The organism is Adlercreutzia rubneri (assembly GCF_009755265.1).
In the GTDB taxonomy this organism is placed as follows: domain Bacteria; phylum Actinomycetota; class Coriobacteriia; order Coriobacteriales; family Eggerthellaceae; genus Adlercreutzia; species Adlercreutzia rubneri.
Genome location: NZ_WPOO01000007.1, coordinates 64,426 through 77,550, shown reverse-complemented (window position 1 = coordinate 77,550; position 13,125 = coordinate 64,426). Strand labels below are relative to the sequence as shown.

The following is a 13,125-nucleotide window of genomic DNA, read 5'->3' as shown; positions in this document are numbered from 1 at the left end:
AGATACATTTGCGCCGGAGAGATAAATGGGTTGACTCGTAGGCGAGACCGGCCACGCCTCATCCAAGATTTGACATCGGCTTCTTGCGCCGGGCGCGGAAGAAGTCGCGCAGCAGGGCCACGCACTCTTCCTCCCGCACGCCACCGGTCACTTCGAACTGGTGGTTCAGGCGCCCATCGGCGTGAATGTCGTACAGCGTGCCCACCGCACCCGCCTTCTGGTCGGGCGCACCGTACACGCAGCGGGCAATGCGCGCCTGGTGCATGAGACCGGCGCACATGATGCAGGGTTCCAGCGTGACGTAGACGGTGCAATCGGTTAGACGCCAGGCGTCCAATACGCGGGCCGCCTCTTTCATGGCGAGGAATTCCGCGTGCCCGGCCGGGTCGCGATCGGCCTCGCGGCGGTTGCGGCCCCGAGCGATGACGCGCGGCTCGGCCATCGGCCGGCGCGTGCCGCGGTCGATGGGCTCGTACACCACGACGGCCCCGATGGGCACCTCCCCCGCCGCGCCCGCAGCCCGCGCCTCTTCCAAGGCCAGCGCCATATACTGCGCGTCCAGCGCCTGCTGCTCTTCCAGTGTGCGATGTTCGTTCATGGAGGGAATTATAAGCGGTGCCGCGCAAACAACCGCCGCGCGACGCGGCAAAGCAGGCGATTCCCCATAATCGCAGCGGAATGTGGTATCCTGTGCGTCGCGTTCGCCGCACAGCGGCGACAGCCCGATGATGCGGAGGCGTGTCCGAGTGGCTTAAGGAAGCAGTCTTGAAAACTGTCGTGCCGAAAGGTACCGTGGGTTCAAATCCTACCGCCTCCGCCAGAACCTCCAAGGCCCGACTCGCTCGGGCCTTTTTCAAATCTCGACCCTTGTCGGTGACAAAACAAGACCCTCCTGTGCACATTTATGGACTTATATAGACATTCAGAAAGCCTGCTAAGATCCTAGTCAGGAGGTGCGGGAATGCCACATTTGCATTTTGCCTGGTCAGACCCATCATGCTTTGCGTGACGAGTTGGCGCGCGCTACGAAACGGAAGACCGATGCCTATATAAATCCAAAAACGCGCACGAAACAGGGATGTTTTGTCACCAGGCTAGCAGTGCTGCCGTGTCCGACCCCCATCGCCGCTCGACCGGCGCAAAACCGGGCGTTCTGTCACCGGGTATACCAGCCTTGCCGGCTCCGATCCCTACCGCCGCTCGATCGGGACGTAGGGCTTGGTGCCGCGGATGGTGTTTTTGTAGGCGGGGCGGATGATGCGCTTGCCGGCGGCGATTTCCTCGAAGCGGTGCGCTGCCCAGCCGGCCATGCGAGCGCAGGCGAAGAGCGGCGTGAACAGATCCTCGGGGATGCCCATCATGGAGTAGATGAAGCCCGAGTACATGTCCACGTTCGCGCACAGCTCCTTGGTGGAGCCCTTCTCGCGGGCGAAGACCTCGGGCGTCAAACGCTCGATGGATTTCAGCAGGTTCAGCTCAGCCTCGTATTCCGTGCCGGCGGCCAGCTGCTCGGCGAAGCGCTTGCCGATGACGGCGCGCGGGTCACTCAAAGTGTACACCGCGTGCCCCATGCCGTAGACGAGCCCCGTGCCGTCGTAGGCCTGCTTGTTCACGATCTTCGCCAGGTAGGAGGCCACTTCGTCGTCGTCTTCCCAGTTCTTCACATTTTCCTTGATCTCCGCCTGCATGGCGCGCACCTGATGGTTCGCGCCGCCGTGGCGATGGCCCTTCAGCGAGCCGAAGGCCGCCGCATAGGTGGAATAAGGGTCGGTGTCCGCCGAGGAGAGCACATGGGTCGTGAACGACGAGTTGTTGCCGCCGCCGTGCTCGGCGTGCAGGCACAGCATGATGTCGAGCATGCGGGCCTCTTCCGGTGCGAACGAGCGGTCGGGGCGCAGCATGGATAAGATGGTCTCGGCCGTGGACTGTCCGGGCACGAAGCGGTGCATGATCATGGATTCGTGGTTGAAGGCGGCCTGCTTGGCGTAGTAGGCCAGCACCATGATGCGCGGCAGGCGGCTGATGAGCGAGAGCGCTGTGTGAATCTCGTGCTCGGGAGAGCGGTCCTCGGCGGACTCGTCGGCCGCGTACAGGCGCAGGATGGAACGAGCCATCATGTTCATGAGATCGGGCGAGGTGTCCACCATAAGCGTGCTGGCCGTGAATCCGTCGGGCAGCTCGCGCTGGGAATCGATCACTTCCACGAACCGGTTGAGGCGCTCCTGCGTCGGCAGCTCTCCCATGAGCAGCAGATAGGCCACCTCTTCGAAAGCGAAGCGGCGCGTCGGATCCAAATCGCCCAGAAGGTCGTAAAGGTCGTAGCCGCGCAGGCGCAACGAGCCTTCGGCCGGCATCTTCTCGCCGTCGGACATCACATAGCCGTGAACGTTGGAGATGTTGGTCATGCCCGCCAGCACGCCGGTACCGTCGGCGTTGCGCAGGCCGCGCTTCACGTCGTGGGCGGCGTACAGCGCCGGGTCGATGGAGTTCACCTGGTAGAAGTTCTCGTACAGGCGCACGCGACGGGCCTCGTCGTCGCTGATCTCGATAGGCTCGACCTCGTCGATTTCGGCATGGTTGTCCACGCGGATGACGGCTTCATCTATTTCCATGGCCATGGGGCACCCTCCCGGAAAATGGTCGCTACACGGGTATCGGACTATTCTAACGCCTGCACAAGGCGGGGCGCGCGGGGGCTTCGGCGACCGCCGCCCCGCGCGGCGAACGGCGCATTTTCAAAAAAGTTGAAAATTCTCGTTGACAAGGCTTTGGGGTCATGGTTAAATAGTCGTTGCTGTTCGGAAGTGCGCCGTTACCTCAGCTGGATAGAGGGACTGACTACGAATCAGTACGTCGGGGGTTCGAATCCCTCACGGCGCACCATTTTAGATCGTTCAGAACAGAATAGAAGCCGCCTCGAGCGGTTCTTTTTTTGTCAGGCCAAGGAAAGGAACGTACTTGAAGGTTCGAAAATCGAAACCTCACAGTATGTAGACTTCCGGCTTCTCGCCTCCGCGCGGTCGTCGGAAGGGACGACTGCTGAGCATCATCCATCGCCCTGGGCGTCACCGCGCTTAATCTCGCAGAGTCAGCGACTCGCGCACGCCGTCCCATTCCGATGCGCTGATGCCCACCGCACGGAGGAACGCACATGCTCTATCTCTCTCAAATGATCGGCGAGCCCGTAGTCGACGCCCAAGGCGAGCGACTCGGCACCATATCCGACCTGGCCATTTCCACCGGCGAGGTCTTTCCGCGCATCACGAGCCTGGCCTTCCAGGGGCCCGGGCGCGTGCCGTTCATGATCTCGTGGCGCAAGTACGTCGACACCTTCGACGACGACGGCATCACGCTGTCGGTGGACGCCCACGACATCCGCTTCAGCTACCTGCAGCCCGACGAGGTGCTGCTGGCCCGCGACCTTATGGACCGCCAGATCGTCGACACCCAGGGCCTTAAGGTCGTGCGCGTGAACGACCTGAAGCTCTCACAGTCCGGCACGCAGTTGCGCCTGCTCGGTGCCGAGGTGGGCGTGCGCGGCATCCTGCGCGGGCTGCATCCGCTGCTGGAAAAGGCCGTCGTGAACGTGGCGAAGCTCTTCCACAAGAAGGTGGACGAGCAGCTCATCGCCTGGAACTACATGGATCTGCTCGACCGCGACCTGTCCGAAGTGCAGCTGTCGGTGACCCACCGCCGCTTGGACGAGCTGCACCCCGCCGACGTAGCCGACATCCTGGAGCAGCTGGACCCCCAGCAGCGCGCCAGCGTGTTCGCGCACCTGGACGACAGCCGCGCCACCGAGGCCATCTCCGAGATGGAAGACGAGTACCAAGCCGAGTTCATCGACGACTTGCCCGACGCCCGGGCCGCCGAGCTCATCGGCAACATGGACCCCGACGACGCCGCCGACATCGTGCGCGACCTTCCCTACGAGAAGGCCGAGACGCTGCTCCGCCTCATGGGCGTGGAAGACGCCGCGGAAATCCGCCGCCTGCTCGGTTACAAGGACGGCACCGCCGGCGGCATGATGACCACCCAGTTCGTCTCCGTGCCGAAGACGGCCACCGTGGCTGACACCATCGAAGTGCTGCGCGCGCTGCCCGAGGATCATCCGACGGTGCACTACGTGTACATCACCGATGAGTACGGCAAGCTGCTCGGCGTGAACTCCCTGCGCACGCTCGTTCTGTATAACGCCGACCGCCTCATGGGCGACATCATGTACGACGACATCATCAGCTGCCTTCCCTCCGAGGAAGAGGAGGACGTGGCCGCCGACATCTTCAAGTACGACATCCCGGCCATGCCCGTGGTGGACGAGCACGGCACCCTGCTCGGCATCGTCACCACCGACGACGCCTGGGACGCCATCGAGGACGATGTGGCGGGCGACAAGACGAAGATGAATGTGCTGTCGATTGCCGGCATTACCGTCGCGTCTCTCATGGGCCTGTTCCTTTACTCGCTGATTTTGCTGCAACTGGCGGGCTCGCTGCATCTCGGCGGCCTGCACTACTAGGAGGCTGCCATGAACGCGAAGGACATGCGCACAACGGCCGCCGGGCGCCTGGGCGCCGAAGAGAGCGCGCGGCACCAGGCAGCCGAGGAGGTCGCCGATACGGGCATTCCCGCCGGCGAGCAGATCGGCCCCGCCGCGACGAAAAAGCCGTCGAAGCTACTGCTGGTGCTGGCGGCCATGGGCCCCGGCATCGTGACCGCCATGGCCGGCAACGACGCCGGCGGCATCTCCACCTATTCCACGGCCGGTGCGAACTTCGGCTTCGGCACCCTGTGGGTCATCCCCATCATGTGCGTGCTGCTCGCCGTCGTGGAGACCACGGCCGGCCGCATGGGCGCCGTCACGGGCAAGGGCTTCGCCGCGCTCATCCGCGAGCGCTTCGGCATCCGCATCGCCGCCTTCGCCATGCTGGCGCTTCTGGTGGGCAACGTGGCCACGACGTTCTCCGAGTTCGCCGGCATCGCCTCGGGCATGGAGATGTTCGGCGTGTCGAAGTACATTTCGGTGCCCGTGGCGGCCCTCGGCGTGTGGCTGCTCGTGGTGGGCGGCTCCTACAAGCGCGTGCAGCGGGTGTTCCTCGGGCTGTCGCTGGTGTTTCTCACCTATGTGGTGGCGGCGTTCCTCGCGCAACCGAACTGGGGCGAGGCGCTGCATGACACCGTAGTGCCCACCTTTGTCGGCGATGTGAGCTTCATCTCGCTCGTCATCGCCATGATCGGCACCACTATCGCGCCTTGGATGATGTTCTTCTCACAGAGCAACGTGGTAGAGAAGGGCCTCACGCCCAAAGACCTTTTCTCGCAGAAGGCCGACGCCGTCTCCGGCACCATCGCCGCCTGCGTGGTGGCCTGGTTCATCATCGTGACCACAGGTGCGGTGCTCTTCCCCGCCGGCATCACCATTGACTCGGCGGCCGATGCCGCTGCGGCGCTCGCCCCCTTCGCCGGCCCCTACGCCGAGGCGCTCTTCGCCGTGGGGCTCATCGCGGCGTCGTTTCTGGCCGCCTGCGTGCTGCCGCTGACGACCGCATTTGTCATCTGCGAGGCCTTCGGCTGGGAAGCGGGCGTGTCCTTCAAATGGCGCGAGGCCCCCACGTTCAAGTCCATCTTCACCTTCGTGATCGCGTTCTCGGCCATCGTGGTGCTCATTCCCGACGTGAACCTTTTGGGCATGATGCTGACGGCCCAGTTCGTCAATGGCGTGATTCTGCCCATTCTGCTGGCACTCATGGCCATCATCTCGGCGGACAAGTACATCATGGGCGACTACCGAAGCGGGCGCGTGTCGAAGGTGCTTCTGTGGGCCACCGTCGGTGTGGTGGCGGCGCTGACCGCGGTGCTGCTCGTCATGCAGGTGATGGGGCTCGCCTAGCTTGGCAAAGCATTTTACTTCGCCTAATAAAACATATCTTCTGGACAATATTCTTTGAGTTCGGCGGTGGTCAGGCGACAGTCATATTCCGTTACAGGCTTCGCATCGCTATAGGATCCCCATGCCATCTCTTGCAATTCAAACAGACGATCTCCATCGAACAGTTCTATGTCAACCTGATTAGCATAGAGAACCGCATCAGAGGAAAATGTTGATGTTGTAATCACCATCATCCTGTCCGCCCCCTCAATTGCATTTGCCCCATGCAGTTTCTGAATTACGGGACGCCCCACTCTATTTGCCGGAGCATAGCATTTACACTCTGCGATAATCGTTTGGCCTTGGGTGTCTCTCAGACGAAGATCAAACCCTCCGTCACGAACAGGGGGAGTAACTTCGGCCTCCCAGCCTAAGGCGGCAAAGATATCCGCGCAGTATGCTTCAAATTCAGATGGTCGGCTTTCGAAGCGAGCGATTATTTCATCAATCGAATCGCTCTTCGCTTGTGATGCGGCTTCGGCTAGAAGCCACTGCCGTTTATCTGCCTCCTCAGAGCACAGTCGGATCCTATTCCCTTGGGCGCGCAACTTATTGACCACCCAGTAGAATACAAAAGGGTCTTTCCCCTCAAGATGCCATCCATCAATATCGAGAACGCTCGAAATCCATATGATTGAGTTTCCCTTCACACGCCTATCCCGAGTGCCATCTTTCTTGGCACTTGCCCATACAGGCCATCCGAGAGTAAAGAGACCGTCACCCCCTAAAGCCTGCTTGCGGTGCTTAACTTTTATTTGACGCGACAGATCAATGCCGTACTCTTTGTTAAATTTTCTCCTAGGGAGTCCTCTTATAATTGCCACTAGTACGATCACGGCGACCAGAACCAAGATCGCCATGAAGAGTGCGAATAATAAAAATTTCGCCTCCGGAGTAAGTGCGTTAGTTACGGGGTCAATCACCAGCGATCCTCCTCATTTAAACTCTCTCCGTCTAGCCCGCACCCACCATACCACCACATTTTAAGAAAAACATGAGACGCTCAAACCCTACTTAAGTTTTACGCTACCTAGTTTTCTCGTCCAACGCCCTATGAATCCAATCCTGATGCCCTTTCACCTGCGAAATCGGCGGCGAATTTAACGTGGCGGCAACGTATGCGAATCGGTGCGCTCATCGTTTGGTACAACCCTTGTATTAACGCGCCGCCCATGGCTAAACTGCAAGTGTCGGAAGGCAAGAAGACCGCTTTCCGGCACACCTGGGGGTGACGCGCACCGGCGGTTCGTCGGATGCGGCCGTCGATGCGGCGCACGCTGCAAGCCCCGAGGTGTCGACCCGTTAGGAGGCTGCAGTGCAACTCAAAGCATCAACCGATTATGGACTGCGTGCCGTTTTGTATCTGGCCGCGCAGGGCCAAACCTGCTCGTCGAAGGATATCGCCCAGGACATGTCCATCCCCCGCGACTATCTCATCCAGCTCGCGCAGCTGCTGCGCAACGCCGGCATCATCGAGGCGCGCCCGGGCAAGCACGGCGGCTACCGCCTGGCCAAGGAGCCCTCGAAGATCACGCTTTTGCAAGTGGTAAACGCGCTGGACGACGACGCCAAGGACACCACACGCGCCCGCCGCAAGGGTCGCGCCGACGCGTCCATGGTGCAGGGCATCAAGCAAGCGTACGATCTGGTTCTCACCGGCTACGACGCCTATTTCGACAGCATCACGCTGCAAATGCTGCTGGACGCGTCCCAGGATGAGTCCATGGGCAAGGAATTTCTGGCCGGACGCCTTATCGCCGAGAGCCAGCGCCTGCTCGCCGAAGCTGCTGCCGCGGCCTAGGACCGCGCCGCTTCCGTAATCACCCACAGAAAAAGCCCCTGTTCAGGGGCTTTTTCACATTGCCCGACAATCTAGCTTTAACTTCTTTCTTGCTTGATTGCCAGTCATAATATCGCTGCACCAAACGATGGCAGAGCATTAATCCCCGCAATAGCAAACCGCCGCAACGTGGGAGGGATGCGTTGCGGCGGCTAAAGAGGAGGGCTTCGAATGCTAGAACTTAGAACTCCTCATCCCAAGTGCCAAGCATATGCTTTACGCAAAGCATGCCACCCGTTGTTGCATTCAACTTGTTAGAGCCAAACGACTTCCAAAGATAATGGGTACCGCAAAGGCCCGATCGGATATTGCCAGCAGCATACAGACCCTCAATGGGTTCGCACTCTGCATCGAGGACCTGACCGTAGCGATTGGTGTTCACGCCACCGTCGGTCCACTGCTTCAGTACTTCGCGATGCATGCAGTAGAAGGGAGGCTCCACAACGCTCGAGTAAGCCAGATACTCCGAAGGTACGCCAAAGTCTGTGTCGGACCCGCTAGCGCATACCTCGTTATAGCGCTTCACAGTCTCGACAAGTCGCTCCGGGTCGGTGAACCCAACCTTCTCTGCGAGCTCTTCAATAGTGTCCGCCTGCCAGATAACACCGCGCTCGACACAGTCGTTGAAAATGGCAATCTCGCTCTCGTCATCTTTGAGCATTTTGCCAAATTTGCTATCGCAAATTTGATAACCAGTATGACCAGGCTGCTTCACGTCGATCATGCACATGGGGCTCGTCGAGTACCACTCGTGCGATCCGATGGTTTCATTCGTATAGCGATAGCCCGCGATATTCACGCGAAGCCAAGGCAGCGAGCCCCAACGGGAAGGCGAATTCTGCGCAAAAGTGAAGTCGTGCGGCCAGCACAGACCGATATTAAAGGGGCCGCTGTCTTGCGCTGCTCCAACCCACCAAGCCATCTTCTGACCGTCGCCCTGAGCCGTACCGTAAGGATTGCGCGTTTGCAAATCGCCGCGCATGAGAGGCAGCCAAGCCTCGAGCATTTCATCATTTTGGTGAAAATCGCCCGTAGCGAGAACGATACCGAGCGAGGCGTTCACCTTTAAGTACGTTCCGTCCTCTTTCTGTGCATACGCTCCTGTTACCCTGCCGCCGTCCTCGCGAATAAGCTGACGAGCGGGCGTAGAGTAGAAGATACGAGCACCTTTTGTTTCAGCCTTATCGCAAGCTGCCTGGAGGAACTTGGGGAAGCCGTTGTACACGCGCTCCTGCGCCTGCTCCTCATCGGGATCCGGGAACACGTAAACCATATGCGTTGCCGTATCGCGAATGTGAATACCTTCATTGATGACGCTGTCGGGTCCGCACTCGAACTTCCAGACATCGTTGCAATACTCTGCGAACCAGTCCACGGCATTGCCGGAGCGATCCCAGATAGTTCCCGTAACATCGCCGTTGTTAGAGCCGAATCCCCAGTAAGCGTACTCGGAGCGGAGTTCCGCGGGATCGTACTTGATGCCATACTGCTCGTTATACTTGGAATTGTAGGCGCCGATGTAGGCACCTTCTCCCTCGGGTGTAGCGCTGGCGGTAACGGCTACCACATCGGCTCCCATGGCGGCAGCATACACGGTGGCAGGCACGCCCGCAGAACCCAGACCGATTACGAGAATCTCGCAATCGACCTCTTCGGAAATTTCGTCTGCAGAGGGAGGCTCCGGCACCACAGACCAGCTCCAACGAGCGTCCTGATTCGTGGTACCGGTTTCTGCCAGCCCTTCATTACTTGATGCTTCTGGGCTCTGAGGAGCGCAGCCGGCCAATCCCGCCGCCGCTGCCATCATACCGGCACCCGCCAGAAACCCTCGTCTGCTCATGCTCTTCATAATTGCCGTCCTCCTTTAGTTCCGTTGCCCGTCGTGGGCGACGCGTTCTCTCGATGCCAGCCAATGCTTCATGTGCTGACGAACAAGATTCTCTCGCCCTTGACGTTTAATCGCATCGACCGTAAACGGATATTTTGCTCCCCCTCCAAGGCGCAATTTCCTCTACCCTAAAGGGGTAAATTACCTGTCTAAGCATACTTTTCTGATAATATGCGACCAAAGGACCTAAGGAGGGGCACCTATGAAATGCTGGGGTACTGCAGCGGCCGTTATTACGGGAAAAGCTTGCGCACTCTACGTTTTGCTCATGTCTTTGTCGGGGAGAATTACCGAGATTACTGGGTATGAGTACTTTCAATACCCTTCTTTCGCATTTTGCGCCTTAGTTGCAATTCTCTTCGTGTTAGCTGTCCCCCTTCTAGCGGGTGGACCTGCAAGACGCATTTTTGCACTTCTCAGCCTTCTTCTCTGTAGCTTGTGGTGTCTGCTTCTCCTTTGGCAATTTTGGATTGAAAAGTCAGGAAGTGACGCAGCAGCCGTACTTGGAGTGGCTATCGGCGTGTGTGGCAGATTAGCGACTTTGTTTATCAATATCCAATGGAATTTCCACTTCTCGCTGAAGCGGGCAACGGATGTCGCTTGGTACACATCAGGAGCCGTACTCTCCTCCGTCGCCCTGTTTCTCTTTTCAAATCTAATGAGCGCCCATGCGGCACTCACTCTCATGCTGTTTGCGGCGATGGCGAGCGCCGTCATCAACTTTGGCTTCGTAGGTATACAGAAAAATGCCGAGCTGCTTGATGAAGCTATCAAGAGTCAATCCTTAAGCAGAAACGATGTGATAAAAGAATCAGTACCTCGTACCCGCGTCCTCTATTTTGGCGCCCGCGTTCTTTATGGAGCAGCACTGGGATTCACTTTATGCCTATCTACCCTCGCTCCCGCAGGCGCCTCTGAATCACCTCTGCTCATCGTTGTCGCTTTGCTGACTACGCTCTTGCTTCTGGGGGGCGTGTTAACGCTTGGCCGTGAATCGAGGAGCAGCCTTTATTTTGTCGTTGTAACTCCGATCTTTTCCATTTGCTTCATCATTGTGAGCTTCTTTGACAATAGTCCATTAGGTCTGGTGTCTCTTGGTGCGCTGATGGCGGAGATTGTGTGGTCAACGCAGAACCTCTTCCAGCTTCCTCTATATTTGAAGATGACCGCGATAAGGCCCTCGACGTTTGCCTACTACGAGTACGCTGCACAAATCATACCGTTCTATATCGCCGTTGCCGCATTTAGCTACCCGACTTCTGTCGCCATCCCCTTTGAGTTAATACCCCTCCTTGTTGTATCGGCAACATCCATATTGGTGTTTTTCTCTGCCGGCGCGTTAATTCGACATATCCTCAACTACCAGCCGACAGCGAGCGCAGATGAGCCGATTGTTTCCGATATGAACGAAAAAAAGAAGCTTTCAGCATATTTCCAACAACTGACAGCTCGCGAGTGCGACGTTCTTGCGCTTTTGGCCAACGGCTACAGCGGTCCCTACATAGCCAAGACACTCTACCTTGCAAACGGAACAGTCAAAACCCACATCAGGCATATATACGACAAGCTTCGAGTTAGCTCTCAGGATGAACTCATCGAACTCGTGTCACGGACCATCGACAAAAGCGTAATTAAATAGAAAAGGTCGCAGCCCATGAGGGCTGCGACCTTCTGCGATACACCACTCTAGATCGCGGCGTTCTATGACGATCGAACAACCTTTTTCTAGGCGCCGAGATCTTACTGCTCCGCAGCAGCCTTCCCCGCCTCCATCTTCACCAGCACGAGCACGGCTGCCACGATGAGCACCACGCCGAGCGCGAGCGAGATCCACGGCGTCTTGGTGATGCCGGCGATAATGTAGCCCACGAAGCACACGATCATAACCAGCGTCGCGTAGGGAATCTGCGTGGCCACGTGGCGCAGATGGTTGCACTTCGCGCCCGCCGAGGACAGGATGGTGGTATCCGAGATGGGCGAGATGTGGTCGCCGTACACTGCGCCGGCCAGCGCCGCGCCCACAGCCACGAGGAACAGCGGATCGTCGGCTGCGAACACGCCGATAATGATGGGCAGAATGAGCGCGATGGTGCCCCAGCTCGTACCCATGGCGAAACCGATGAACGCCGCCACCAGGAAGATGATGGCCGGCAGAAGGTCGAGCCCCACGCCCAGGCCGTTCAGGAAGCCGGATACGAACTCGCCGGTGCCCAAGAGGTAGCGGCAGCACCCGCCGAGCGACCAGGCCAGCACGAGGATCATGATAGCGCCGATCATGGAGCGCACGCCTTCCGACATGGCCTCCACGAAACCGCCCAGGTTCATGAGCTTGCGCGGCAGGAACATGGCAGCCGCCACGCACAGGGCCACCACCGCGCCGATGCACAGGCCCATGACCGGGTTCTCGCCCACAGCCGTGGCGAAGTCGACGCCGCTGAAGAAGCCGCCCATGTACATCATGCCCAGAATGGAGAACACGATGAGCACCAAAATGGGCACGATAAGATCCCAGATGGTACCGCGCTCGGAGATGTTCAGGCCCTTGTACTCCTCAATGGCCCCGGCGGCGGCGTCGTCGATGTCGCCCTCCTCGGTCACCACCGTGGGGATGTTCGGCGCGCCTTCCAAATCGACCTGGGCCTTGTCGGCGATACGAGCGAGGGACATCGCCTCCAGCGCCGAGCCCTCAGCCGGAATGCGCCCCTCGGCATCGGCCTGAGCCGCGGCCATGGGACCGAAATCCTTCTGGAGGAACAGCATGAAAAACACGAAGAAGATGGTCAGCAGCGCGTAGAAGTTGTAGGGGATGGAGGCCACGAAAGTGTTGAAGCCGTCCTCGCCCATATAGCCGCCCACGGCCACCGCCCAGGAGGACACCGGTGCGATGATGCAGACCGGGGCCGCCGTGGAGTCGATAATCCAAGCGAGCTTCTCGTGGCTGACGCGGAACTTGTCCGTCACCGGGCGCATGACGGCACCCACGGTGAGGCAGTTGAAGTAGTCGTCCACGAAAATGATGATGCCAAGCAGCGCCGTGAGAATTGAAGCGGCGCGGGCGTTCTTCACATGGGTGGTGACCCATTCCGCATAGGCGCGGGAGCCGCCGGCCGTGGCAATGACCACGGTGAGCGCCCCTAAAAGCGCAAGGAATAACAACAGCGCCCCGTTGCCGGCTATCTGCTCGGCCATCATTTGGGGCACCATGGTGAACGAGGCGATAAGCTGCTCGCCACCGGCGCCGTTCAACGTGAACTGGTAGATGATCATGCCCGTGAACACACCGATGGTCAGCGACGAATACACCTCCTTGGTGATGAGCGCCAGGACCAGTGCCAGAATCGGCGGCACAATGGACCACAGGCCCGTGGCAATGAGTTCGAACCCTTCCATGACCTTCCTTCCTCAAGAGGCCGAGGGCATGACACCGCAAGCGATCGGCATCGGTGCCCTGCCCCCGGCCTTCTGGTG

General features: G+C 59.1%; 9 protein-coding genes and 2 tRNA genes. 6 read left to right on the top strand and 5 right to left on the bottom strand.

What is annotated here, in order from left to right; translation table 11 throughout:
* Window positions 1–58: 58 nt before the first annotated feature.
* On the bottom strand, window positions 59–598 hold the full coding sequence (tadA, locus tag GO707_RS05915) for a tRNA adenosine(34) deaminase TadA (protein WP_157012496.1): 540 nt from the start codon (window positions 596–598) through the stop codon (window positions 59–61).
* A 134-nt stretch (window positions 599–732) separates the two neighbouring features.
* Here tadA and GO707_RS05910 point away from each other — a divergent pair.
* A tRNA-Ser gene (locus GO707_RS05910) sits at window positions 733–820 on the top strand.
* Window positions 821–1,190: 370 nt separating this feature from the next.
* On the opposite strand, the gene GO707_RS05905 is transcribed toward GO707_RS05910, so the two are convergent.
* Complete coding sequence (locus GO707_RS05905) at window positions 1,191–2,618, bottom strand: citrate synthase (RefSeq protein ID WP_232325633.1); 1,428 nt, start codon at window positions 2,616–2,618, stop codon at window positions 1,191–1,193.
* A 188-nt stretch (window positions 2,619–2,806) separates the two neighbouring features.
* Between GO707_RS05905 and GO707_RS05900 the strand changes: the two genes are divergently transcribed.
* The 3 genes from GO707_RS05900 (at window position 2,807) to GO707_RS05890 (ending at window position 5,890) form a co-directional block, all read left to right on the top strand.
* Window positions 2,807–2,883 (top strand) — tRNA-Arg (locus tag GO707_RS05900).
* A gap of 268 nt (window positions 2,884–3,151) precedes the next feature.
* Window positions 3,152–4,519 carry a magnesium transporter gene (locus GO707_RS05895; RefSeq protein WP_114540102.1) on the top strand — a complete coding sequence of 456 codons (1,368 nt, stop codon included), beginning with the start codon at window positions 3,152–3,154 and terminating at the stop codon, window positions 4,517–4,519.
* 9 nt (window positions 4,520–4,528) lie between these two features.
* On the top strand, window positions 4,529–5,890 hold the full coding sequence (locus GO707_RS05890; RefSeq protein WP_232325631.1) for an NRAMP family divalent metal transporter: 1,362 nt from the start codon (window positions 4,529–4,531) through the stop codon (window positions 5,888–5,890).
* A 23-nt stretch (window positions 5,891–5,913) separates the two neighbouring features.
* On the opposite strand, the gene GO707_RS05885 is transcribed toward GO707_RS05890, so the two are convergent.
* Window positions 5,914–6,852, bottom strand: coding sequence for a restriction endonuclease (locus tag GO707_RS05885; RefSeq protein ID WP_157012495.1), 939 nt, complete (start codon window positions 6,850–6,852; stop codon window positions 5,914–5,916).
* Between the two features lie 392 nt (window positions 6,853–7,244).
* Here GO707_RS05885 and GO707_RS05880 point away from each other — a divergent pair, with 392 nt between their 5' ends.
* The gene (locus tag GO707_RS05880; RefSeq protein WP_335878763.1) at window positions 7,245–7,730 is read left to right on the top strand and encodes an Rrf2 family transcriptional regulator; all 486 of its coding nucleotides are present in this window, start codon (window positions 7,245–7,247) and stop codon (window positions 7,728–7,730) included.
* A 220-nt stretch (window positions 7,731–7,950) separates the two neighbouring features.
* Here the strand turns inward: GO707_RS05880 and GO707_RS05875 are convergent, their stop codons facing one another.
* Window positions 7,951–9,618, bottom strand: a complete 1,668-nt coding sequence (locus GO707_RS05875) for an FAD-binding protein (protein ID WP_157012516.1) — start codon at window positions 9,616–9,618, stop codon at window positions 7,951–7,953.
* A gap of 241 nt (window positions 9,619–9,859) precedes the next feature.
* On the opposite strand from GO707_RS05875, the gene GO707_RS05870 reads away from it, so the two are divergent.
* On the top strand, window positions 9,860–11,296 hold the full coding sequence (locus GO707_RS05870; protein WP_157012494.1) for a helix-turn-helix transcriptional regulator: 1,437 nt from the start codon (window positions 9,860–9,862) through the stop codon (window positions 11,294–11,296).
* Window positions 11,297–11,397: 101 nt separating this feature from the next.
* On the opposite strand, the gene GO707_RS05865 is transcribed toward GO707_RS05870, so the two are convergent.
* The gene (locus GO707_RS05865) at window positions 11,398–13,047 is read right to left on the bottom strand and encodes a Na+/H+ antiporter NhaC family protein (RefSeq protein WP_157012493.1); all 1,650 of its coding nucleotides are present in this window, start codon (window positions 13,045–13,047) and stop codon (window positions 11,398–11,400) included.
* Window positions 13,048–13,125: the final 78 nt, after the last annotated feature.

Coding starts and splice junctions, on each gene's coding strand:
- GO707_RS05895 (WP_114540102.1), top strand. CDS start 3,152: ATGCTCTATCTCTCTCAAATGATCGGCGAGCCCGTAGTCGACGCCCAA.
- GO707_RS05870 (WP_157012494.1), top strand. CDS start 9,860: ATGAAATGCTGGGGTACTGCAGCGGCCGTTATTACGGGAAAAGCTTGC.
- GO707_RS05875 (WP_157012516.1), bottom strand. CDS start 9,618: ATGAAGAGCATGAGCAGACGAGGGTTTCTGGCGGGTGCCGGTATGATG.
- tadA (WP_157012496.1), bottom strand. CDS start 598: ATGAACGAACATCGCACACTGGAAGAGCAGCAGGCGCTGGACGCGCAG.
- GO707_RS05905 (WP_232325633.1), bottom strand. CDS start 2,618: ATGGCCATGGAAATAGATGAAGCCGTCATCCGCGTGGACAACCATGCC.
- GO707_RS05865 (WP_157012493.1), bottom strand. CDS start 13,047: ATGGAAGGGTTCGAACTCATTGCCACGGGCCTGTGGTCCATTGTGCCG.
- GO707_RS05890 (WP_232325631.1), top strand. CDS start 4,529: ATGAACGCGAAGGACATGCGCACAACGGCCGCCGGGCGCCTGGGCGCC.